Origin of the sequence: Wolbachia endosymbiont (group A) of Pherbina coryleti (genome assembly GCF_964026875.1) — a bacterium.
In the GTDB taxonomy this organism is placed as follows: domain Bacteria; phylum Pseudomonadota; class Alphaproteobacteria; order Rickettsiales; family Anaplasmataceae; genus Wolbachia; species Wolbachia pipientis.
Window position 1 is genome coordinate 1 of record NZ_OZ034706.1, and the last position, 24273, is coordinate 24273.

Annotated in this window: 15 protein-coding genes, 1 tRNA gene and 3 pseudogenes; 9 read left to right on the forward strand and 10 right to left on the reverse strand. The window is 34.6% G+C overall.

The features are described from left to right. The first annotated feature begins 20 nt into the window (after positions 1-20). Positions 21-1016: a uroporphyrinogen decarboxylase gene (gene hemE, locus AAGD87_RS00005; RefSeq protein ID WP_410541890.1), complete on the forward strand. Its 996-nt coding sequence runs from the start codon at positions 21-23 to the stop codon at positions 1014-1016. A gap of 68 nt (positions 1017-1084) precedes the next feature. After that, the gene (locus AAGD87_RS00010; RefSeq protein WP_010082012.1) at positions 1085-2278 is read left to right on the forward strand and encodes a pyridoxal phosphate-dependent aminotransferase; all 1194 of its coding nucleotides are present in this window, start codon (positions 1085-1087) and stop codon (positions 2276-2278) included. A gap of 45 nt (positions 2279-2323) precedes the next feature. On the opposite strand, the gene AAGD87_RS00015 is transcribed toward AAGD87_RS00010, so the two are convergent. Then, complete coding sequence (locus tag AAGD87_RS00015; RefSeq protein WP_006280043.1) at positions 2324-2812, reverse strand: hypothetical protein; 489 nt, start codon at positions 2810-2812, stop codon at positions 2324-2326. 488 nt (positions 2813-3300) lie between these two features. Here AAGD87_RS00015 and AAGD87_RS00020 point away from each other — a divergent pair, with 488 nt between their 5' ends. The 4 genes from AAGD87_RS00020 (at position 3301) to glyA (ending at position 8494) form a co-directional block, all read left to right on the forward strand. Continuing rightward, a complete protein-coding gene (locus tag AAGD87_RS00020) occupies positions 3301-4515 on the forward strand; it encodes an MFS transporter (RefSeq protein WP_174515889.1) in 1215 nt (404 codons plus the stop codon). Positions 4516-4590: 75 nt separating this feature from the next. After that, the gene (locus AAGD87_RS00025; protein ID WP_341817613.1) at positions 4591-5820 is read left to right on the forward strand and encodes an MFS transporter; all 1230 of its coding nucleotides are present in this window, start codon (positions 4591-4593) and stop codon (positions 5818-5820) included. Positions 5821-5955: 135 nt separating this feature from the next. Continuing rightward, complete coding sequence (locus tag AAGD87_RS00030; protein ID WP_010081954.1) at positions 5956-7176, forward strand: MFS transporter; 1221 nt, start codon at positions 5956-5958, stop codon at positions 7174-7176. Between the two features lie 40 nt (positions 7177-7216). Beyond that, positions 7217-8494 (forward strand): serine hydroxymethyltransferase, encoded by a 1278-nt coding sequence (gene glyA / locus AAGD87_RS00035; protein WP_341817614.1) that lies wholly within the window; start codon positions 7217-7219, stop codon positions 8492-8494. A 771-nt stretch (positions 8495-9265) separates the two neighbouring features. On the opposite strand, the gene AAGD87_RS00040 is transcribed toward glyA, so the two are convergent. Beyond that, complete coding sequence (locus AAGD87_RS00040) at positions 9266-10822, reverse strand: collagen-like protein (RefSeq protein ID WP_341817615.1); 1557 nt, start codon at positions 10820-10822, stop codon at positions 9266-9268. 686 nt (positions 10823-11508) lie between these two features. Beyond that, positions 11509-14860, reverse strand: a pseudogene (locus AAGD87_RS00045) (peptidase M2). 250 nt (positions 14861-15110) lie between these two features. Between AAGD87_RS00045 and AAGD87_RS00050 the strand changes: the two are divergent. From AAGD87_RS00050 to AAGD87_RS00060, 3 genes are all read left to right on the forward strand, one after another. Beyond that, positions 15111-15183 (forward strand) — tRNA-Val (locus tag AAGD87_RS00050). A 26-nt stretch (positions 15184-15209) separates the two neighbouring features. Further along, positions 15210-16106 (forward strand): cation diffusion facilitator family transporter, encoded by an 897-nt coding sequence (locus tag AAGD87_RS00055; protein WP_006280506.1) that lies wholly within the window; start codon positions 15210-15212, stop codon positions 16104-16106. 52 nt (positions 16107-16158) lie between these two features. Beyond that, a complete protein-coding gene (locus AAGD87_RS00060; protein WP_264339520.1) occupies positions 16159-18033 on the forward strand; it encodes a hypothetical protein in 1875 nt (624 codons plus the stop codon). Here the strand turns inward: AAGD87_RS00060 and plsY are convergent. From plsY to recA, 7 genes and pseudogenes are all read right to left on the reverse strand, one after another. After that, positions 18024-18602, reverse strand: coding sequence for a glycerol-3-phosphate 1-O-acyltransferase PlsY (plsY, locus tag AAGD87_RS00065; protein WP_265024077.1), 579 nt, complete (start codon positions 18600-18602; stop codon positions 18024-18026). The two genes, AAGD87_RS00060 and plsY, sit on opposite strands and share 10 nt — an antisense overlap. 12 nt (positions 18603-18614) lie before the next feature. Then, positions 18615-20081: an alanine/glycine:cation symporter family protein gene (locus AAGD87_RS00070; RefSeq protein ID WP_155969383.1), complete on the reverse strand. Its 1467-nt coding sequence runs from the start codon at positions 20079-20081 to the stop codon at positions 18615-18617. A gap of 1 nt (position 20082) precedes the next feature. Further along, positions 20083-21060: pseudogene (locus AAGD87_RS00075) on the reverse strand (alanine:cation symporter family protein); the annotation flags it as partial. A gap of 104 nt (positions 21061-21164) precedes the next feature. After that, a pseudogene (locus AAGD87_RS00080) lies at positions 21165-21530 on the reverse strand (alanine:cation symporter family protein); the annotation flags it as partial. Between the two features lie 22 nt (positions 21531-21552). Further along, entirely contained in the window at positions 21553-22323 is a 771-nt protein-coding gene (locus AAGD87_RS00085; protein WP_015589351.1) for a CDP-alcohol phosphatidyltransferase family protein, read from the reverse strand. Then, positions 22320-23012, reverse strand: a complete 693-nt coding sequence (locus tag AAGD87_RS00090) for a phosphatidylserine decarboxylase (RefSeq protein ID WP_007548750.1) — start codon at positions 23010-23012, stop codon at positions 22320-22322. The genes AAGD87_RS00085 and AAGD87_RS00090 overlap by 4 nt, the downstream gene beginning before the upstream one ends. A 187-nt stretch (positions 23013-23199) precedes the next feature. After that, positions 23200-24267, reverse strand: coding sequence for a recombinase RecA (gene recA, locus AAGD87_RS00095; protein ID WP_010963008.1), 1068 nt, complete (start codon positions 24265-24267; stop codon positions 23200-23202). Positions 24268-24273: the final 6 nt, after the last annotated feature.

Consider the following 24273-nt stretch of genomic DNA (forward strand, 5'->3'; position numbering starts at 1 on the left):
TGGAAAGCGGCAAAACAACAATAGCGAAAATTATTAAGAGAAATGAGCCGGGTGGAAGAGTGCCTATCTGGCTAATGCGTCAGGCTGGCAGGTCTCTTCCTGAGTACCGCAAAGCAGTAGAAAATATGAATAATTTTATGGAGATATGCTACAACACAGATTTAGTGACAGAATTGACGTTACAGCCGGTGACAAGATTTGACATGGATGCGGCTATAATTTTTTCAGACATTTTAATAATAGCTGATGTTTTGGGTTGTGACGTGAATTTCGTACGCGGTGTAGGTCCAATAATAAAACCCGTGGAAAGTCCTAAGGAATTGAAGGGTCCACAAGAAATTGAAACTAAAACCTTACCAATTCTAAACGCTATAAAAAAAGTCAGAAGCCAATTACCAAAAGAAAAATCTCTCATAGGATTTGCTGGTGGACCATGGACAGTAGCCTCATACATCATAGAAGGTGGGAGCAGCAAAACTTTTTCCAAAGTATTAAATTTTTATCCTTCGTGTTTGAAGGAAATAATTGAACGAATAACGGAAGTAACGATTATTTATCTAATTAAACAGATAGAATTTGGAGCAGATGTTATTCAGCTATTTGACAGTAATGCTGGTGCGTTATCGGAACCATTGTTTAAAGAATATGTTATCGAACCAACAAAGAGAATTATCTTGGCAATAAAGGATAGATTTTCTGATTTTCCAATAATAGGTTTTCCAAGGTCTGCTGGAAATCTTTATAAAGATTACTGCGAACAAACAGGTGTATCTGCAGTAAGTATAGATTATAATGTTCCAATAAAATGGGCGAAAGCGAATCTAAACATCCCTCTACAAGGAAACCTTGATCCTAATCTTTTAGCCTATAATAAAACGGAAGCAATCAAAGAAGCAAAACGTATAATAGATTGCTTTAGAGATTTACCCTTCATATTTAATCTCGGACATGGAGTACTCCCTGATACTCCAGTTGAAAATATTGCTGCGTTGGTAAACCTGGTAAAAAGCTACTAATACAATACACAAAATTCTAGCTTTTTTGTTGTACGGGGTTTATCATTTGAATTTAGCTTCAGTAAGATATGTCAGACCTTGCAAAAAGAATGTCCCTAATAAAACCATCACCTACGATTGCTGTAACTGATAAGGCAAATAAGTTGAAAAATGAAGGAAAAAAGATCTGTGTTTTAGCTGCAGGAGAACCGGATTTTGATACTCCAGATCATATAAAAAAAGCAGCTATTCAAGCAATAAGTGAAGGTAAGACTAAATATACTGCTGTTGATGGAACGCGTGAGCTGAAAGAAGCAATAATTAATAAGTTAAGAAAGGATAATAACCTCGAGTACACGCTTAACCAAATCTGTGTTGGTACAGGTGCTAAGCAGGTGTTATTCAATTTGTTCATGGCAACAATTAACTCTGGAGATGAAGTTATTATTCCAGCTCCTTATTGGGTTTCATATGTTGATATGGTAAGTCTTTTTGGCGGCTTGCCAGTTGTAGTAGAATGCAAACAAAATTTTAAACTGACAGCGGAATTATTGAAAAGCAGGATAACTAAAAAAACTAAATGGTTAATTCTTAACTCACCGAACAACCCTGCAGGAGCTGTGTACACATGTGATGAATTGAAAGACATAGCACAAATATTGCTTGAATATCCACATATGAATGTCGTTACAGATGATATTTATGAGCATATAATATACGACGAAAAGTTTTTTACTATCGCTCAGGTTGAGCCGAAGCTTTATGATAGAGTTTTTGTAGTCAATGGAGTATCAAAAGCCTATGCAATGACAGGCTGGAGGATAGGGTATATTGCAGGTAGAAGTGATGTGGTAAAAGCTATCTCTACGCTGCAGTCTCAAAGCACTTCTAATCCAAATTCGATAGCACAAGCAGCAGCAGCAGCAGCATTAAACGGTGATCATAGTTTTTTGAAAGAAAGAACAAGGATTTTTAAGAGTCGTAGAGATTTTATGGTGAAAGAGCTAAATTCTGCCCCGGGATTATCAGCGTCTGTTCCACAAGGTGCGTTTTATTTATTTGTCTCATGTGAAGGATTGCTCAGTAAAAGCACAAAAAGTGGTAAGATAATAAATAATGATTTAGATTTTACTGAATACTTACTGGGAGATCATTTGGTTGCTGTGGTTCCAGGAATTGCATTTGGTCTAGAAAATTTTATCAGAATTTCTTATGCAACCTCTCAGGAACAATTAGAAATTGGATGTGATAGTATTACTAAAGCGTGCCAGGAGTTAAAATGAAATAGACTATCCATAAGTTGTATATTTTGCCATACTTCGCCAAGGTTATTTTGAATGTTCTAACTTGTGTTTTTCTATGGAAGGCATTTTTATTGATTGAGCAAGTGTCTTTCTAATATTGAATTCCTCATTTTTTTCATTTTGTTGCAGTAAGTTAATGTTATTTATTTTATTTACTAAATCTTTCCCCTTTTCCAGAGTCTTTAAATCACTTTCGTTAATGTGATGTTCATTGTAAAATTCTGCAACAATTTCTTTTCTTTTCGGATAAGTATTTAAAAATTCCGACACCTGATGTTTAGCAACAGCTTGAATAAATTTCTTATTAAATCTTGAATCGTTATATAGATCTTCTAAATTTTCATCGTAGTGTTTTGCTTCATTTACAGCAAGCTTTATTATCTCTTCTATACCACTTAGAAGTTTCCTATACAATTTGTCGTATCTATTGCCTAGCACGTGTGTAGCGAATGTTTGTTCAATGTATTTTGTTATGTAATTTTGCAGCGTATTATCTATCGTGCTTATATTCATCAGCCTGCTTTAATATTATATTAACTATTTTACACATAAAAAGGTTAATATTGAATTAATAGAATACTTCTGAAGTCAAATTTTACTGAAAATTATGGTATTTAAGATATAATTGTCAGCATGAAATAAAAACATAAATAAAATGGATCTTGTAACAAAAGTGAAGCTCAAGATAAAGATGAATAAGGGTAAAATCATAAATATACTTATCATTTGTGGTGTAATTTTTTTCATATACCTTATTCATGAGCCAGTTGTAGATATGGTAGAAAAAATTATAAGTAAAATAAAAGGTCTCTTTTAAAAATAGAAAAAGTGAACTTTTTCCATCATCCAAACTTGAACCTGGAAAATTTAGTTAATGCATAAACTACTTATGTTGGCTATGAGTTCAACTGTATAAAATTCCGGTAAATTAAAATAAGTATTCATAAAAATATTGTTTTCTATAAACAGAGTATCTATAATGCTAGCTTTGGGGTAAAGTATTGCAGAGGAATTTTTTAATCTGGTTGTTGGCGTCACTGTTTTATGCATACCAATATATATTACGCGTAATTCCAAATATTATAATTCCTGAATTGGTAGTAAGGTTTAATATAGGAACAACAGAAATAGGACAATTTTGTGGACTGTATTATGTAGGTTATGTGTTAGCACATATTCCTGTAGGTATTCTTTTAGATAGATTTGGTTCTAAAGTTGTTATACCGATTTGTATTGCATTAACATCTTTAGGTGCTTTACCTTTAGTCAGTTCTAATGATTGGAGTTATTCTATTATTGGAAGAATAATTACTGGTATTGGATCCTCTGCTTCAGTACTTGGACTCTTTAAAATAATAAGAATCTATTACCATAGAGAAAAATTTGCCATGATGTTCAGCATATCGGTTATTATTGGCATTTCAGGTGGTGTATTTGCCACCAAACCATTACATGTCTTACTTGATAAGTTTGGGTGGGATTATTTATTTACTGTGTGTATAATGCTTGGATTATTGCTTGCTTTAACTACCTTTATATCTATACCTAAAGTTGGCACCTCAGACGAAGAATTAAATATTAAAAATTTAAGCAAAGTTATATTTAATAAAGATATTTTATTGATAGGTTTGTTTGGCGGTTTTATGGTTGGACCATTAGAAGGCTTTGCAGATGCGTGGTCCGCAACATTCTTGCATGAGATGTACGCTATAGATAGACACATTGCATATAGCATTTCAAAATGGATACTAATAGGCTTTGGCTTTGGGCATTTATTACTTCCTTACATATTAGCAAAAAATCCAACCAAGCACTATGAAATAATAATTTCTTGTGCTATGGCCATGATAATTGTGTTCTTATTACTTTTTATATGCAATATTAGTGAACTCCTGGCATGTATATTACTATTCATTATTGGTCTTGCTTCTGCATACCAAATTGTTTTTACTGCTAAAGTTGTAAGTTGTGTAAAAAACGAAGCAGTAGCAAGTGCAGGATCTGTAGGTAATTCCATAGTTATGAGTTTTGGTTATTTTTTTCACGTCATTATTGCAAATATAATGAATTTTTATTGGAACGGTGAAATTATCGATGGAAAGCCATTTTATGGAACTGATGTAATGGTTAAGTCTATGTTAATAATACCTATATGCCTACTAATAGGAATGATAGGCTTTTGGTTACTTAAAGTTATAAGCTGTAAAAAGAGCTAAGCAGATTTAGATGATTAATATAGTATTGTTTTTTATAACTAAAGTATCTATAATCCTAAATTTTAGCTGAGATTCATGTTGCAGAGGAATTTTTTAATCTGGTTGTTGACGTCACTGTTTTATGCATACCAATATATATTACGCGTAATTCCAAACATAATTGCGCCTGAATTAATAACAAAATTTAACATAAGTATTGCAGATGTTGGCCAGTTTGGTGGGTTATACTATGTAGGCTATACGCTAGCTCATATACCTATTGGTCTTTTCCTTGATAGATTTGGACCAAAGTTTGTTTTACCTGCTTGTACCGTTTTGACATTTACCGGAACACTACCGCTTATATGCTTTGATGAGTGGAGTTATTCAATAATTGGAAGAATAATTGTGGGAATTGGGTCATCCGCTTCGGCAATTGGAATCTTTAAAGTTGCAAGCATGTATTTTGCGCAAGAAAAATCAGCAAGAATGGCCAGCTTATCTATAATTATAGGAATTTTGGGAGGGATATGTGGCGGGTTACCTTTAGACTTCTTACTCGATAAATTTGGCTGGAATTATGTTATCTATACATTCTCAGCATTTGGGTGTTTACTTGCTCTGTTGCTGTTCTTAGTAACGCCTGAAAGCAATGCTCAACAGGAAAAAGTTAGCATTAGAGACTTAAAAAACATACTTTTCAACAAGCATATTATTCTAATTAGCTTTTTTGGTGGACTCATGGTCGGTCCAATGCAAGGTTTTGCCGATGGTTGGGTGAAAGCATTCTTTTTTGAAGTATATAAAATGAATGAAGACTTGGCATCTTCTCTCTCTTCCGTAATATTGATAGGAATGTTAACAGGATCATTCTCTTTGGCTTATTTATTGGAAAAATATAAAAATAAGCATTATGAAGTAATAATTGCATGCTCATTTGCAATGATCGCTAGTTTTCTTTTGCTTTTTACTCAGATTGGTGGCTTGTATGTTGTATTACCTACGCTTTTTATTATTGGCTTCACATCTGGATATCAGGTGGTTACCATTTACAAAGCGATAAGTTATGTAAATAATAACTTAGTAGGCCTGGCTACAGCTGTGTCAAACATGATAGTTATGATTTTTGGCTATTTTTTTCACACTGGGATCGCAAAAATAGTAGATTTGTGTTGGGATAGAACAATAATACAAGGAAATCCTGTGTATGGTGCTGAATTGCTGATAAAAGCAACATCAGTTATTCCTGTATGTTTGCTGGTGGCTGTTTTTGGGCTCTTATGGTTAAAAAATAAAGATTTTAGAGAAGTTGATTGTAATAAGTAGATAATTTATCGAAGGCTCGTATGATAAAATCGTTAGATGTACTAATTTAAGGCTCTTGTTATTATGAAATATAATACTTTATTTTACTTTGATATTTTTGTTTTAATTGTAATAGGGTTTTATTAGGTGGTAGGTATGTCGAAAAGTAATTTTTTTGTATGGCTGATAGTATCTCTTTTCTATGCATACCAGTATGTGTTACGTGTCATGCCAAACATAATTGCGCCTGTATTAATAACAAAATTTAATATAAGCATTGCAGATTTAGGGCAATTTAATGGTCTCTACTATGTGGGATTTACACTAGTTCATATCCCTGTTGGTCTTTGTTTTGATAGATTCGGTCCAAAAATTGTTTTACCTATTTGTGCTGTCTTGGTATCTATTGGAACATTACCTCTTGTGTGCTTTGATGAGTGGTATTATTCAGTATTAGGTAGAATAATTGTTGGGATTGGCTCGTCTGCGTCAGTAATAGGAGTATTTAAAGTTGCCAGTATGTATTTTCCGCGAGAAAAATCAGCAAAAATGGCAAGCATATCTGTTATTATAGGGCTATTAGGGGCAATATATGGTGGTCTACCAATAGAACTTTTGCTTGATGAGTTTGGTTGGAATTACGTAATTTATATTCTTTCAGGGTTTGGTTTCTTACTCGCTTTATCTTTATTTTTAGTTATTCCTTACAATGCTTACGACTTTCGAAAAGAAAAAATTAGCATGAAGGATCTAAAAACTGTGCTTTTCAATAAATATATCATTCTAATTAGTTTTTTTGGTGGCTTAATGGTAGGTCCACTAGAAGGTTTTGCTGATGCTTGGACAAAAGCTTTTTTATGTGAGGTATATCAAATGGCCGGTGATCTAGCGTCTTCAATTTCTTCTGTTATATATGTAGGATTTGCAGCTGGATTGCTCTCTTTTGCTCACATATTAGAAAAATATCCAAATAGACATTATGAAGTTATTATTGTCTGTTCCTTTGCAATGATTGCTAGTTTCCTTTTACTTTTTACACAGGCTGGCGGATTGTATATTGTATTGCCTGCACTTCTTGTTATAGGTTTCGCTTCTGGATATCAAATAGTAACACTGTACAAAGCATTAAGTTATGTAAATAATAACTTAATAGGATTAACTACAGCTGTGTCAAATATGATAGTCATGGTTTTTGGCTATTTTTTTCACACTGGGATCGCAAAAATAATAGATTTGTGTTGGGATAGGACAGTGATACAAGGAAATCCTGTGTATAGTGCTGAATTGCTGATAAAAGCAACATCTATTATTCCTGTATGTTTGCTGATAGCTGTTTTTGGGCTCTTATGGTTAAAAAAGCAGGATAAGCAGTCTTAAAATTGCTTGTGCATCTTAAAATTAAAGCGAGGTTTGATCTATGATGAGTGTTTTAAAAAAAATCTGTGGCTCTAAAAATAGTTTAAAGTCTTTTGATAACGAGGTTTATCAGTCTATAGAAAAAGAATTACAACGCCAAAAATCACAATTGCAATTAATTGCATCAGAAAATTTTGCAAGCAAAGCGGTAATGGAGGCACAAGGCTCTTTTCTGACTAATAAATACGCAGAAGGTTATCCAGGTAAAAGATATTACTGTGGTTGTGAGCATGTGGACAAAATTGAAAGTCTGGCTATAGAGAGACTTTGTAAGTTGTTTGGTGTAAAATTTGCAAACGTTCAACCTCACTCTGGTTCTCAGGCGAATCAAGCAGTGTTTGCTTCACTACTTGCTCCAGGTGATACGATACTTGGATTGTCACTGAATTGCGGTGGGCATCTAACTCATGGTGCGGCACCAAGCCTTTCTGGTAAATGGTTTAAGTCAATTCAATATACAGTGAATAAAGACACTTACTTGCTGGATATGGATGAGATAGAAAAGCTGGCGCTGGAGCATAAACCAAAATTGATCATAGCTGGTGCTTCTGCTTATCCAGGAAAAATGGACTTCAAACGCTTTCGCGAAATTGCAGATAAAGTTGGTGCTTATTTGCTTGCAGACATTGCTCACTATGCAGGGCTTATTGCAGCGGGCGAATATCCATCCCCTGCTGAATATGCACATGTTATGACTTCCACAACTCACAAAACTTTGCGTGGTCCTCGTGGTGGAATAGTGATGACCAATGATGAAGCATTACACAAAAAAATTCAATCTGCAGTTTTTCCAGGATTGCAGGGCGGGCCACTTATGCATGTGATAGCTGCAAAAGCTGTTGCATTTAAAGAAGCGTTAGCGCCAGAGTTTAAAACTTATAGCAAGAAAGTCGTGGAAAATGCGAAAGTACTAGCTCAAGAATTGCAAAAGCATGGACTCGACATTATAACCGGTGGCACTGACTCTCATATAGTGCTAGTTGACTTAAGATCGCAGAAATTAACTGGAAAAGACGTTGTAGATAGCCTTGAGAGAGCCGGTATTACCTGCAATAAAAACTCTGTACCATTTGACACAGAAAAGCCAACCATCACCTCAGGGCTCCGTTTTGGCACCGCTGCTGAGACAACACGCGGGCTTGAGGCAGAAAATTTTAAAGAAATAGCCGGCCTAATAAATGAAGTGGTTCAGGGATTAATCAGCGAAAATAGCTCAGATGTTGAAAAAGCAGTAAAAACTAAAGTTGAAAGGATTTGTAGTAATTTTCCTATTTATTAATTTATGTGGAAGTAGCCCGCAGAAACGAAAAACTTGCTTGACAAACTCCGCCAGCGCCCTTATCATGAAACTGAAGCTATTTATTTATCTTCGCAATCTGCAGATTAAAACGACAAAGGGAACTTTGTATTTGGCGTAAATCATGCTTAATTTTTTGCACTATGTGCACCTCATGTCTTTATAAAACTTCTGGGTTTCTACCTATACAAGCCGAAACGCGCTTATAAAGCGTTTAAGACATCAAAAGACGTCAAATAGAACAAGGGAGAATTTGAATACTAGCTACCCTAGGTTTTCTTTGCCTTTTTTTCTGCTTAGTAAATTTCTTAAACATTTAAACTAAGGTGAGTTGCACTTAAAAGCAGCTAAACTGCAGTGTTTAAGACTTAAAAAACGCCAATACTGAAAATAAACAATGACTGGGGCTTCTTTTGCCTTTTTTTTCGTTTGGTAAATTTCTTAATGTTTGTAGCTAACATGAACAAACATTTGAGAGTAACTTCTGCTAGTAGGGTGTCATCCCAGTGCTTGACACTGCTCTCCTTTGTCATCCCAGTGCCCAGACACTGGGATCCAGGAATTTTATTAAGTTGGTAAGCATAAAAGTAGCCGTTTTATGTTAAAATACAACATTTTAATGATTATGAAAAGGCTGGATTCCAGCGTCACGCGCTGGAATGACATTGTAGGGTGTTATCCGAGTCCTTTTTCCGTCATCAGAGGACCATATGACGTCATCCAAGTAGCGTGAATACTTGGATCTAAGCTGTATTACCAAGTCCAATTAAGTGCAGCATCATCACTTGTTGAAGGCTCAAAATACGGTTGTGACATTTCCTCTTGCACAGCTCTTTTAAATTCTGGACTTTGTATGCTTATCTTTGTTACATGCTCTTGTAAGGCTTTCTCAGCAGCTATTGGACTTTTACCATCTGCTCCTGTCTCCCCTGTCTCTCCTTGTGGGCCTTGAGCTCCATCTTTACCATCTGCTCCTTTAGGACCAGTGGCTCCTGTCTCCCCTTTTAGCCCTTTACCTCCTAAGAACACCTTTGCTGTTTGATCATTTTTGTCACCATACGCTGTGTCAGTAGCATCAAGAAATCCTCCTAATTTATCCACTAAAATTGATTTGTCGCCGTCTTTTGCATCAAATATAGCATTCACGACATCTTTCGCTGCAGCTTTTGTTTTAAGCTCTGTAGCTTTAACAAAAGCAGTCTCTGCAGCAGTTTTAGTGTAAACTTCATCGGCTGGAGCAGCTTTAATATATACCTTATTTGTAAAATCAGGAGAAGCAGTTATAGCATCCACAACAGGCTGTTTTACTACTTCTGTTTTTAGCGTATCTGTAAGTCCTAAAGTTTTAACAAATGCATCATCAACACCTTTTTTGGTATAGATACCTTTATCATCAGCACCTTTTGCTAATTGTGGTATTAAAGCATCCACAACAGCTTTTTCTGCAACTTTTGTTCCAAGATCTGCAGTTTTAAGAAACGTGTCATCCACACCTTTTTTAGTATAGATACCATTATCATCATCACCTTTTGCTAATTCTGGTATTAAAGCATCCACAACAGGCTGTTTTACTACTTCTGTTTTTAGCGTATCTGTAAGTCCTAAAGTTTTAACAAATGCATCATCAACACCTTTTTTGGTATAGATACCATTATCATCATCACCTTTTGCTAATTGTGGTATTAAAGCATCCACAACAGCTTTTTCTGCAACTTTTGTTCCAAGATCTGCAGTTTTAAGAAACGTGTCATCAACACCTTTTTTAGTATAGATACCATTATCATCATCACCTTTTGCTAATTCTGGTATTAAAGCATCCACAACAGCTTTTTTTGCAACTTTTGTTGCAAGATCTGCAGTTTTAACAAACGCAGTATCTGCATCATTTTTAGTGTATACTTTATCGGTAAAATCAGTAGAAGCAATTATAGCATCCACGACATCTTTCGCTGCAGCTTTTGTTTTAAGCTCTGTAGCTTTGACAAAAGCAGTGTCTGCATCAGTTTTAGTGTAAACATCTGTAGTATTAGCTTTGTTGGCTAGATCAGCTGCACCAGCTTTCTCTCCTAGCTCAGCATCGACGTAATTCTTGTCAGCTTTTTTTGCCAACTCATCATTTACATTTCTTTTAGTGTAAACATCTGCAGTATTAGCTTTCTTTCTCAACTCATCATCCACACCTTTTTTAGTATATATACCTTTATCATTAGCACCTTTATTGAGTTCCACTATCAATTTTCCTAAAAAATTTTTGTTAGTTGCAAGGTTTTCTATTGTATCTATTGTACTCAATTTTTCACTCAACGCCATATCACCCTCCATTAATTACAAAAACCATAGCATGCATGAAAATAGTATAATTTTTGTTAATGCTAGATTTTACATAAGATTTCCTTGAAACTTGTTGTTTCAGAATTCTTCTCTTGTCATTCAAGTGTGTAGCAGATGATGTCATTCCAGTCTGGAATCCAGCCTTTATTATGCAGCCACTTATTTAAAGTTAAGTTTTCTGGATCCCAGTGGGCTTTGTTGCATCGCTAGCTATGATGGATTAAAGATAAAAAAGATAGGGAATATCAGTAGCTTATTATTCTGGTATTTATAACAAGAACGGTCAATGAATACCTAAATTTGAGTAAAAGAAATTTCACTACCATTTACCAATCCGGCTAAAATTCAAGAATTTCAATGCTTTAGCTATTTTCAATAGAATTAAATTTATTAATATAAATAATAAATTACTATTCTTAAATTTGATCAGATTGATTGCAAAAAAACAAGATTTTCAATAGGTTGCTTATAATCCTAATTATAGTTAGCCTTTCATAAGTAGCGATGCAACAAAGCCATCCCAGTGTCTGGGCACTGGGATGACACCGAAGGGGCTACTCGGATGACAAACCCTGTCATTCCAGGGCGTGACGCTGGTTTCCATCCAAGACGGCAGTGCTTGACACTGGAATGACAAGAAGAGGGCACTGCCCTCCTTGTATGTATTAGATATAGGCCGAGTTGTGGTCGTGATAAATGTGATCGCTTGCGCAATCGAACATTTTCACAAAACCATTCTCTAGATAAAGATTATATTCGTGATGTTGATCTGATAATACAATATTATCTTGCTCCCCTGAATTGAAATGACTTGAATCTGACAGCAATTCGTAATTTGGATTATCTATTTTACTAATGCTGTTTATTACTTTGCCATTACCACTTGATATAGCTAAACTATAACTATCACCATCCCTTCATTATCTTGATGGACACCTTATCTTCAGGTAACACTATAAGCTTCTTTGTGCCACTATCGTGGATTACGAATTTGCCTTTTTCAAAATAGTATTTGTCTTCCGGCAAAGCACCAACCTTATAATCTGATGTGTGCAGTTTGTTCCAAAAATCTAACACAGATTGCTTTTCTGCTCCTTCCGCTCTATCATACAAGGCTTTCACATCATTATAATTTATCGTTACATTTGCCTTATGCTTCCCTTCTGAGTCCTGCTCGTAGCTCTTTTCTATTTTGAGAATTGTGTCTTTTAATACTACCTGTTCTTGCTCTTTCTCCTCCACTGAAGCTGACCTTTTTGCCCTTGTTGGAATTTGTGGCTGATCAGACTGCATTTCACTATTGTCGTTTGATGCAGTTTTCTCTTCAGCAGCTTGTGCAACAACATTAGTAGTACTATGAACTTCTGTCTTAGTTTCACTTACTTGCCCTTTTGGACTTTCGGTTTGTTTCTCTTTTGTAAATATTCTCTGATAGTCCGTGTAGCCTCTATTAGTATCACCGATATCGCCACTGCCTTGATCAAAAGTTATTTTTTTACTTCCATTTCCCATATCTTCAATTTCAACTTGAGGAGAAACAGATGCTAGGAAATCGTTATAACTGTAGTTGTAGTCAGCAGAAAAGAATATTTTCCCTTTGAAATTGTGAAAGTTATTAGACAACATTCCAATTTCTTCATCACCATCAAACAATTTTACTTTAGTGAAATATGTTTGATCTTTTATTCTAACTATTTCACCGCTGGAGTTTCTTTGTATGTGATAATCATTTGGGTCGTACTTTATAGCAAAAAGTTTGCCAGAGCCATATTTCTCTAAGTTTATAAGGCCCACATTTACATGTTTATGGGAATAATCTCTCTTTTCATATTCATGTGCAAATATTGGATCTATGTATCTATATTCATCTGATATATTTGGCATACCTATTGGATGTTCATTTCCATCTTTCGTCACCGGAACAAGCTTATATGTTCCGTCTTTTTCCACTAATTTTAGATGAGTAATACTTTGTGGTAGTTGAAACCTTACATTTGCTCCATGGTCATGAATAAATAGATCACCTTTTTCGGTAATATAAAAGCCCATATTTTTGAATGTATGTAAATTTTCGCCTCCTTGTTTTACAACCGCTTCGTGTACATCGTCGTCTGTCCTATCTGTTCCCTTATTATCCAGTAGTTTTCCTTTTTCTACGATTACTCCATTTGCCTTTTGCTCATCAGAATATTGGGCATGCTCTGAATCCTGATGATTCAAAATTTTGGTACCTCTAAGGAGCAGAGAATCTAAATCTTTTTGGATGTGTCCAGTGCTAGGATGCAACAATTCATTTTCATGTAAATGCGCCTCATCAAAGTATTCATCACGTTCAACTGTTCTGCCATCTATTAGGGAAGCTTTATAATGACCGTTTTCTTTTGTAACTGCCATGTAAGCACCACCTTCGTATGAAACATTTAAGTTGTGTAATATATCCTCAAAAACGAAAGTTTCTTTAGTTTGGCCTTCAACTTGCTTAAAAAATCCTGATTCGCTCAATAATTCTCCAAGCTTTGTATTTCCGTCATATATAGACAGTGCACCCATATCTCCTTGACCATGAGCTTGCATAGAAAAAATCTTACCTTCTTGTAGATCAATATGAGTACCTCTGATTAAGTTTGGATCGATATTGACCAGCCCATCTAATATTTTTGCTGCTTGGGAATTATTTTCAATCTTATCAACAGCTTTGTTTTTTAGTTGATCAAACTTTAAAAATGCTGGTCTGTATTTTGTATTTTCCTCATTACGTAACTCTTCAATAGTAATCTCTCCTTTATGATATTTTTGATACATTTCACCACGTTCTTTATTCAAATTATCAAATTCATCTACCTGATTCTTAATTTCTGTATCATATTTTGATAATATCCTTAAAGCCTGATTTTTATACTCTTGACTATTTCGATATTCATTACCTTGTTGGTCAGAGTAAGTTAGTTTATCCTGTCCATCGGAAGTTTTTACTACCTTGAGGAAATGATATTCCTTTGATATATCAAGTGTATCATTTGTTGCCCTATTTATAGCACGAGCAACATCATAAAATGCAACGTGTTCTACAGGAGAAAAACTTCCAACGTTTTCTCCATCCATTTTTTCTATATTTGCTTTATAGTAGGATACGTTTTTAATTTCTCCACCCACTATTTCTTGACCAATTGCTATGAAATCTCCTTTTGTAACTTGCAAAGCGTTGAGATGTTCCATTGCAGTTTCTGTATCATTCTCAGCAAGCCAACTTTTGAAGTCAGTATCGTGTCCTTTTATGTCTTTCAAGAAACTTTTTGACTCATCTGAGTTACCTTGACGTAAAGCATCTAGGTAGTCTCTTAATAAACTAGGATCTTTTTCCTGTAAGTACATTATCAACGCATGACCTGTTTTATAAACCAAGCTATTTGCTTCGCTGTCCTTTGAGTATTCTAAACTTAAAATTTTATCTAAATCCAAATTTGCAGCTTCAGTTTTGTCGATACTTGATCCTTGAGAATTGAATTTATGATCTGAATGATGCTCAAAGTAGTCTGCAATTCCTTCCATTAATACTGTAGGTAAAGATTTGCCTCCTGTAGCCAAGTAAGTTAAACCATGTGCAAATTCATGCTGAAGGTTATGAATGCCACCTTGCTGGTAGACGTACATTTCAGCAAAAACGTCAGCTTTCCCTTTGTAGTAACATTTACCACCTTCGTCTCCAAGGTAAGAACCGAAACGCTCGCTTCCGCCAAGGTGAGTGTAATCATCCTTGTCATCAAACATGTAAATTTTAAATGTTTGTTCTGAACTGCCGCGTTCTAACTCGAATGCGTTTTTAAAATTAGTAGCTGTTTCTCTTATCTCACTTTCAATGTTAGCAACTTTACTTGCTCTTAAATTGTGAGAATAAACCTCTACTTTAATATTTAAATCTTCAACTTCTATAACATGTGGCGAATTAAACCCTTTGCCGTTATTGTTGAAATATTCTGCTTTAATTATATTTTTATTTACTTGTTGACTAATTGTCATAATTTTAACCTCTAATTTGCTGATCTTTCAATATCAAGCATAAAGTAATTTCCCTAAAAAAAACGTAAATCCCTGTATTAATATGATTTATATCTTAATAAATAAAGTATAGATAGTTAACTTAATATGTAAAATTTAGAATATGGCTGAAATTCTATACAGCTATATTCCGGAATCACATTGGACAAGGACAAAAGCAAAGTGGTTTATTGACTTTCATTCCACCAAAGCACTATACTAAAACCACGATGGGTAATTAGCTCAGTTGGTAGAGCACTTGCTTGACGTGCAAGCGGTCGCTGGTTCGAACCCAGTGTTACCCACGTTTTTGTTTATGAAAAGATTTTATATGACAGCAGTGCATAACGGTAAACACTCAGCAGCGCAGTCCAAGCGCTTAATCTATTCCATAATAATAGTTGCGATAACAATGTTTATGGAAATAGTAGGTGGAATAATTTCACATTCGCTTGCTCTATTATCAGATGCAGGGCATATGCTCACTGACCTCTTTGCCTTGGTTTTAAGCTGGTTAGCACATAGGTTTTCAGCTAAGAAATCCGATTTGCAGAGATCATACGGATATCATCGGTTGCAGATAATTGCAGCATTTGTTAATGGTTTAACTCTATTCCTCATTGCAGTAATCATTATAATTGAGTCAATAAAGAGGTTTATTTTTCCAGTCAATGTTGAGTGGAAAGTAATGTTAATAATTGCTACACTCGGTCTTGTCTCTAACATAATAGTCTTTTTTATATTACATAGTAAATGCGAGAGCAATATAAACATAAAAAGTGCTGTACTACACGTTATAGGAGATATTTTAGGTTCTGTAGCTGCTATACTTGCATCTATAATTATCATGCTTACTGGATGGCAAATAGTAGATCCAATCTTATCAGTATTTGTTAGTGTGATAATTCTAAATAGCGGCTATAAAATTCTCAAAAATTCTTGCCATATACTCCTTGAAGGTACGCCTGAGGGTATATCTGCTGAAGAGATAAAAAGTAAGATCACATCAGAATTACCTGAAGTGATAGATGTGCACCACATACATACATGGTCGCTGTCTGATAATTATTTTATAATTACCATGCATGCTAAAATAAAGCAAAATGTGCAGCACACCAATGTTTTATATGAAATAAAAAAAATATTGCTAGATAAGTTCGAGATAGCACACTCTACAGTCGAGATCGAATACGATGAGTGTGCGGATAATAAGATACTTAAACATTGACGTTTTAAATTATTATGCTATTACTAGAGTGTAATGATGTTGAAGGTAAGCTATGATAGGTATTTCTCAAATACAATTTCCTTCAAAGGATTCTAGTAAGCTAAAATTTGTTAGCTACTTTGGAGCTTTTGTCTCGTTAAGCATTATCACTAATCCTGTTAATGTTCTTTTTTCTCTTGGTACTATGTTCTTCAGGTCTGAAATTAAAACTCTTTATATCTACAAAGAAATAAAAACGGCAAAACAGCAAAAAATGAGCAAAAGGGAATATTGGGAAATATTTTTTAAAAACAATACAATCAAGGTAGCAGCCTTCCTCTTGTTTTCTGCTTTCATAACATATCTAACTTTCACTACCACTTTCTTGCTTATTTCGTTACTGGGAACTATACCACTTACAATGCTATTAATTTTATTGCAGAGTGAACTAAGGCCAAAAGATTTTAACCCATTTACGCTGCTTAAAGCTTCTATAAATTTCTTTTTGGAAGGTATAAAAGAGAATTTACGTGGTATGGTTAATAGTTTTGATGTTAAGCTTGAACATTTACTGCCCCATCAATTAAATGATGATATCATTAAAAATATTGATAAATTAAAAGGTAAGTATAGTGAACAAGTACCTGAAGACGTAATCAAAAATGATGAATATATTCAATTCATTGGATATATAAACAATTCATATGAGTTTAGTGATGAGGATAAAGGAAGAGTAATTGCATTTTTAGATGACTTTTGCAAAGATGATCAAAAGCATAGCTCCGGCTTTACAGGTGGGCAGGTTCTGCTTTTAGTTTTAAGGGCTTGCAATGATGGAGACGGAGAAGCCGTTAAGAGTAAAAAGGATGCATTGATTTCTAATTTAATTGATAGCCAAACTTTCTCTAGAAAAGAGCGAATTCCTAACACTTGCTTCACCGGTATTATCTATAGAATGTTAAGCACGCTAGAGGGTATTCATCCTGATCCAGAAATTAGATTTACTCCCCCAAGGGAAATGTTGCTCTCAGAAGCACAAAATAAAGCACGTGAGTTTATGTTAGACAGGTTAAAAAACAAGAAAAACAATAAAGAAATTCTTAAGGCTTGGTATGACGTTCAAAATGGTTATGAAGACGATGAAAGTCAAAAAATAGTTGATGATTTTATTTCAGAAGTAAGTATTCCTTTAATGAGAAAATTATTGAGTATTACTTCTCAATATAGTGAACAAATTGTGCTGACGTTAATGAAAAATATTAGCTCTATAAAGTTAAATAAATTACAATGTTGTGAGCTGGTTCAGCACATGAGAAATAAACTGCAGGAGCATGATTTAGATGACCAAGAAAGTTTACTCGAAAACATCGGAAAAAAAGTATTCTTAGAGCTATTAAATCGAGATCTACTCGAGACAGATTTTTCTCTCAAGGATTCATCTTTGGATGGAGCTAAGAGAATAGCTAATAAGATAATAGAAGAAGTAGCAGAATTTAAATTAAAGGCTGAGAAGACTATTGAAGGTCAGATAATTAGCATGTTAGATGGGTTAAGAATGCTCCCAAGAGAAAAAAGATGTTATAGGGTATATGTAGAACTCAGTAAAAATAACGAAAATGATAAGGAAAAAATAAAGAAAATTTTGCAAGAAAGGTTAAAAGTAACAAAAGCAGCAATGGATGAAATGTTAAAAAAAGGAGCTTCACATAAGCTAGAGTTAGAAATTGAAAGTGTATATGAAGGAAATAAAGATCACGTTACTCAACTTTATGAAAAAATAAGAGAAACAAAAAAGGAATTCATTGAAGATGGTCTTTTAACACCTCAAGAAGTAGAGAATATAACAAAAGCAAAAATCATAGACTTAAACAAAGAGGACAAAATCATACCGTCAAGCAATTTGTCTCGTAGTTTAAGTGTCAATAATTTGGCAGTACATTATCTATAAAATTTATACTCTTTACCTTGCAGAAGATTCACAATATTTCTGTGGTGTTTTAGGAAGACCAGTGCTCCTATAATTAGTAATGTTAAGAACAAATTCCTCTGAAAAAAAAAGGACCATGCTACAGCCGTTGAAGTAGCACTGAGTGAAGCAAGGGAAGAGTATCTAAAGGCAAGAAAGACTATTATCCAAATTATTACGAATACTAAAGTAATATCGATGTTAAATGCTATCAGTATCCCTAGAGTGGTTGCAACGCCCTTTCCTCCACTGAATTTTAGCCAAATAGGAAACATGTGTCCTAAAACTGCTAAAATTGCAGATACATATATATAAAAATCGTTATTATCACAAAATTGTTGTGCTATATAAACGGCAATAAATCCCTTAAAGGAATCCAGAAATAATGCCAAAGCAGCAAGAAATTTATTTCCCGTCCTTGCAACGTTTGTAGCACCAATGTTTCCTGAACCTACTTCTCTTAAGTTTATCCCTTTTATTCTTGTAATGATTAAGCTAAACGGTATTGAACCGAGTATGTAGGACAGTATAAGGACTACATGCTTTTCCATTATACCAAGAACCTAATTAATTTTATTATTCCTCAGCCTTTTTAGGTAGCACTGAACTTCATCGTTAATCTGATTACTAAACAGTATAAGCGCTGTCATGTTGATGAGAGCTAAACAAGAGAATAAAGTTCCACCGATATTGGCAATAGCCATTATATCTTTAGAAAGACCAGAGAAAAACGCCACAATTATTACCGCTATGCGGTATATCACTATACTTTTTGCACCGAATAAATATAGCCACCCCATTTCACAACAATATACAAACGAAATTACTGAAGAAAATGCAAACAAAGGAGCAGCTACTGTTAGAAGGATAGGAAACCATGGAGAAACTGTCTCAAATGCTTTGTGAGTAATTAATATTCCCTCACCAACACCTGTTTGGTATGCACCTGTTATTACTATTGTTATTCCTGTTAAACAGCAAATTAACATTGTGTCAAAGCATGGTTCTATCATAGCGACTAGTCCAGTTCTTACTGGTTCTTCATCTTTAGTTGTTGCATGAGTAATTGAAGCAGAACCAACACCTGCTTCGCTGGCAAAGATTGCCCTTTGAATTCCAGCAACAAATGCTCCTACCATCCCTCCGCCAACAGCATTGAAATCTATCATAGTGGAAAATAATATTTTCAACGTATAACCAAGGTTATGAATATTAAATGCAATAATAATAATACAACTAAAGATATATATAAGTGACATAATAGGCACTAGTGCAGAAGATACTCTAGCTATCCTTTTAATTCCGCCAATAATCACTAGAGCAAGCAGCGCAGAAATTATGGAAGAAAGAAACCAAGAGTGACCATCTACCCAACTTGAATAGCCAGATAATATTGAAACCATTTGGTTGGTTTGAAACGCTACACTTCCACCAAGACCTGATAATACAAAGAATACTGCATACATGGCAGCCAGCACAATACCAAGTTTTTTAAATCCAAATTCCTCCAGACCATTCCTTATATACTGAAAGGGACCACTAAACAATTGGTCCTGATCTTCTGTTCTATGTCTAAACGCCAACGTTACCTCAGCAAATTTTGCTGACATACCAAAAAAACCTGTAATCATCATCCAAGGCACCGCTCCTGGTCCACCCATTGAAACTGCAATTGCGACTCCAGCAACAGTTCCAAGGCCTACTGTGCTTGAAAGTGCAGTCATAAATGCCTGAAAATGCGTAATATGACCATCATGGTGATTCGTGTCATATTTTCCACATAAAATAGCAAACGCATGCTTAAACATTCTTATGTTGAGAAATCCAAAACGTAATGTTAGAAACACATAACCAAAAACTAGTAGAAGGATTATAAATGGCACGTAAAGGATCTTGAAAAACAGTACTTCATTCATGAAGTTATTTATTCCATTCAACACAGCGTCATAACTTTCGTAAAAACCTGAAGCAGCGTACACATCATTAAACAATAGGCAAAATAACACCATACAAAGCAATCTATAAATCATGTTAATACCCTTTAGAATTGTAATAAGAATCTATTGTATTCAAAACTTCCCTTCTTAGTAGATATATTGCAACAGCATTTGGAATCATAAGGCACATAAACAAACTGTCACCTAGATAAGATATAAATTCTATATTCTTTGACATACAGCTGATATACACTGAAACCACTATAAGAATTTGGAACGGTATCAGTATTTTTTTACTACCAAATAAATACAGCAAAGCAACTTCACAGTAGTAACAATAAGCTATTATTGTGGAAAATGCAAAGGAAAACATCATTAGCGGAAAAACTAACTTGCTGAACAAGGGCAAAGCTGTTGAAAATATCGAACTAATTAGTGTAATATCACCCACGTTATCAGTGCTATGCATACCAGTGATAATTATCACAATACCAGTCAAAAATGAGATTAATATTGTGTCTATAAGTGGTGCAATCATTGCAACGCACCCAACTTTAATTGGATCTTCTTCTTTTACAGCTGAATGTGCTATAGCTGCTGTTCCGGTACCTGCTTCGTTAGCAAACACTGATCTTCTCACTCCGGCTATTAATCCGCTCAATACTCCGCTTCCTATAGCTGATTTATTGAAGATATCTTGGAATATTATGGATAGAGCATTCAGCAAATTACTTCCGTTTACATAAATTAAATATATACACATACCCACATATAGCACTATCATAATTGGTGTTAAGCTCGTTGAAACGAAAGCAATGCGCTTTATTCCTCCCAATATTACAATAAAGACAAGCAGGGATATAATAATGGATGCGTTGTATTCTAGGAGGTTATTTGATAGTGCTGCTATTTGATTTGCTTGAAATGGTATACCGCCCAAAATCATTGCAATAAGTAGCATAATCGCATAAGTGAAGGCAAGAAATCTACCAGTTTTTGCAAATCCAATTTTTGCAAGCCCGTACTTCATGTAATAAAAAGCCCCGCCAGTTGTATTTTCAGAGCGATAAGTATAGCTCTTTTTACAATAATCCGAACAGATCATAATATGCTACTGCTCTACCATAGCCATAAGCACATATCTTATCCTATTCGGACTATTGCGAGAAGTGCTATAAATGCAAGCACCACCTCGGCAAACTTTATCGACATACCAAGTATTCCGGTAATTACCATCCAAAAAACTGCACTTGGGCCCCCTATTGTGATAGCTATTGCAACTCCTGATATTGTTCCAAGACCAACTGTTCCTGAAATTACTGTTGCAAACGCTTGAATATGAGTGATTATGCCATTGTTGCTGTTATTACACTTTAGATTGAATAGCGTCTGTATTCCATATTTAAGTAACCTAAAGTTAATGAATTTGAACTGGGCAGTACAAAAGATTCCAGTTGCAATTACCCAAATAATTATAAATGGAATGTTGAATATCTTTATATACAGAAATGAATTTAATAGTTCACTTATCTTCAAAATCATGCAGTTTTCTATTTTTTGTTAGCTAACGAGTTTTATATGTAAAATATATGTAAAACCCGATGCTTATTGGAATAGTAAGTGTATACACTATACCTAAAATTGGTAGAGTCATCCAGGGCTTACTGATGAAAAATACAATAAGTACTCCAAAAAATGACACAAATATATAGGATAGGCTTTTGGGAATATAAATATATTTTGCAGAGAAAGTTGGAATGTGACTTATCGAAAAAAATGAAATGGCCAGAAAGTAACAAGCTACGTTTCTTGTGTTAAAAAATCGCTCTATGAGAAGTAAGTATTCACTCTCATGAGATTGAAAGGTAATAATTATTGGTAACAAAGAAAGTAAAGCACACACTGGAGCTGGAACACCAGAAAAGAAAAATTTTTCCCAGTATGGTTGTTCTGAGTGTAGCGAAACATTAAATCTTGCAAGTCTTATTGATATGCAGATTACGTATATCATTACTAAAATCCAACCTATGACTTTGATTTCGTTTAGCTTCCAAAAATACAAAAGAAATGCAGGCGCTGCACCAAAATTTAGAAAATCTGCAAAAGAATCAAGTTGGGCTCCAAAATCGCTAGTTGATTTTAGAATTCTAGCTATTCTGCCATCCATTCCATCTATTATTGCTGCAATGATGATAAAAATTACTGAGAATTCCCATTGTTCATTAAATGTAAATTTAAGTGAAGTGAGACCAGAACATAAACCCAATAAAGTTATAAAGTTTGGGAATAATTTAGTAATAGGTAAGAATCTACTGTTACTTCCATCGTTATTCATATAACGTCAAAAGTAAGCTTCTCTTGAACGTTTTCCTTATTTAAGTTTGCTATAATTGTTTCACCACCAATAACAGTTTGCCCTTCTGAAACTCTGACTTCTGTATCAGCAGGAACATAGATATTCACTCTACTGCCAAACCTTATAATTCCAAACCTTTCACCTGCTTTTACGTTCTGGGATATTCCTAAATTACAAACGATACGACGTGCAATTAATCCAGCTATTTGCTCCACAATAATTTCTTTCCCCTTTTCGTATTCAATTACAATAACCTGCTTTTCATTTTCATTACTAGACCTATTGCTCATTGCGGATACAAACTTGCCTTTTTTATAACTCATTTCCTTTATCGTACCAGATATTGGTATACGGTTCACATGGACGTTCAAAACACTTAAAAATATGCTAACAAGCGTAAACTTCTTCTCCTCTCCGTTTTCTGCTGATAAAGGATAATTAACTTCTTCAATTTTTGAAATCACACCATCAGCAGGACTTAATATAAGATTCTTATTGTTTGGCACAGCTCTTGCTGGATCACGAAAGAAATAAGTACACAATAATGTCGGAAACAAGCACGTAACGCCAAACCCCCAAGATATAGAGAATGCTATACACGTTACTATAAAGGAAACTACTATAAATGAATAACCTTCCCTGTTTATATTAGGTAAACCAAAACACATAATCTTATTAACAATAACCTATTGTTAACAATTTATCATTTATAATTTCTCATGAAAAGCTTTTTTTAACTGCTTCAGCAAAGTCTTTTTGATACAAGGTAACATTACAGATTGTTATATTAGCACATAGAATTACCGTCATACTGTAACAACCCGTCCAACACAAAATCTAATGCCTAAGTTTAGATCAGAAAACTGATTCTTCTAAAAGTTGCTCACTATCCTCGTCTATTATGATAGAATTATCATGATTTCTGAGTAAATCTCTGATTTTCGTTTCTATTTCATTTGCGACTTCTTTGTTTGTTTTTAGGTAAGTTTTTACATTCTCTCTTCCTTGCCCAAGACGTGTGTTGTTATATGAATAGTAAGCGCCTGCTTTTTCAAGCACACCAAGCTTTGCTCCCATATCTATTATTTCTCCGAGTTTTGATATACCTTCATTGTACATTATATCAAATTTCGCTTCTCTAAATGGAGGAGCAACTTTATTTTTTACAACTTTAACTCTTGTTTCATTACCTGTAATATTTTCTTTGTCTTTTATTACACCAACTTTTCTTATATCAAGCCTTACAGAAGTATAGAATTTTAATGCATTTCCACCCGTGGTAGTTTCAGGATTTCCATACACTACTCCTATTTTCATACGAATTTGATTAATAAATATCAATATACAGTTCGCTTTTGAAACGGCAGAGGTTAGTTTCCGTAGCCCATGACTTAGAAGCCTTGCTTGCAGCCCCATATGTTGATCACCCATATCACCTTCAATTTCAGCTCTTGGAGTTAATGCTGCGACAGAGTCAATAACTATCACATCAACCGCACCAGAACACACTAAATACTCAACAATATGCAACGCCTGCTCTCCAGTGTCTGGTTGTGAAATCACTAAATCATCAGTGCTTACCCCAAGTTTACGAGCATATAAGACATCCAATGCATGTTCTGCATCGATAAATGCGCATGATCCTCCTTTTTTTTGTGCTTCAGCAATCACGTGCAAGGCAAGAGTGGTTTTACCAGAACTCTCGGGGCCAAATATTTCAATTATACGCCCTTTTGGCAGACCTCCAACACCTAGAGCCGAATCAAGCGCAATTGATCCTGTGGATATTGTGTCTATTTTTTCTACAGGGTTTTGCTTCAACTTCATTATTGCACCTTTACCGAATGCTTTTTCAATCTGGCTTATTGCGTTATCTAGCGCTTTTTGTTTATCACTATTTCTTTCTTCTGGGTTACTTGCCATAGATCA

What these genes read in the sequence shown, in the direction of transcription:
- AAGD87_RS00090 (WP_007548750.1), bottom strand. Translation starts at nt 23,012, where the DNA reads ATGTGTTTTGGTTTACCTAATATAAACAGGGAAGGTTATTCATTTATA.
- plsY (WP_265024077.1), bottom strand. Translation starts at nt 18,602, where the DNA reads ATGGAAAAGCATGTAGTCCTTATACTGTCCTACATACTCGGTTCAATA.
- AAGD87_RS00030 (WP_010081954.1), top strand. Translation starts at nt 5,956, where the DNA reads ATGTCGAAAAGTAATTTTTTTGTATGGCTGATAGTATCTCTTTTCTAT.
- glyA (WP_341817614.1), top strand. Translation starts at nt 7,217, where the DNA reads ATGATGAGTGTTTTAAAAAAAATCTGTGGCTCTAAAAATAGTTTAAAG.
- AAGD87_RS00055 (WP_006280506.1), top strand. Translation starts at nt 15,210, where the DNA reads ATGACAGCAGTGCATAACGGTAAACACTCAGCAGCGCAGTCCAAGCGC.
- AAGD87_RS00015 (WP_006280043.1), bottom strand. Translation starts at nt 2,812, where the DNA reads ATGAATATAAGCACGATAGATAATACGCTGCAAAATTACATAACAAAA.
- recA (WP_010963008.1), bottom strand. Translation starts at nt 24,267, where the DNA reads ATGGCAAGTAACCCAGAAGAAAGAAATAGTGATAAACAAAAAGCGCTA.
- AAGD87_RS00040 (WP_341817615.1), bottom strand. Translation starts at nt 10,822, where the DNA reads ATGGCGTTGAGTGAAAAATTGAGTACAATAGATACAATAGAAAACCTT.
- AAGD87_RS00070 (WP_155969383.1), bottom strand. Translation starts at nt 20,081, where the DNA reads ATGATTTATAGATTGCTTTGTATGGTGTTATTTTGCCTATTGTTTAAT.
- AAGD87_RS00060 (WP_264339520.1), top strand. Translation starts at nt 16,159, where the DNA reads ATGATAGGTATTTCTCAAATACAATTTCCTTCAAAGGATTCTAGTAAG.
- AAGD87_RS00010 (WP_010082012.1), top strand. Translation starts at nt 1,085, where the DNA reads ATGTCAGACCTTGCAAAAAGAATGTCCCTAATAAAACCATCACCTACG.
- AAGD87_RS00025 (WP_341817613.1), top strand. Translation starts at nt 4,591, where the DNA reads ATGTTGCAGAGGAATTTTTTAATCTGGTTGTTGACGTCACTGTTTTAT.
- AAGD87_RS00085 (WP_015589351.1), bottom strand. Translation starts at nt 22,323, where the DNA reads ATGAATAACGATGGAAGTAACAGTAGATTCTTACCTATTACTAAATTA.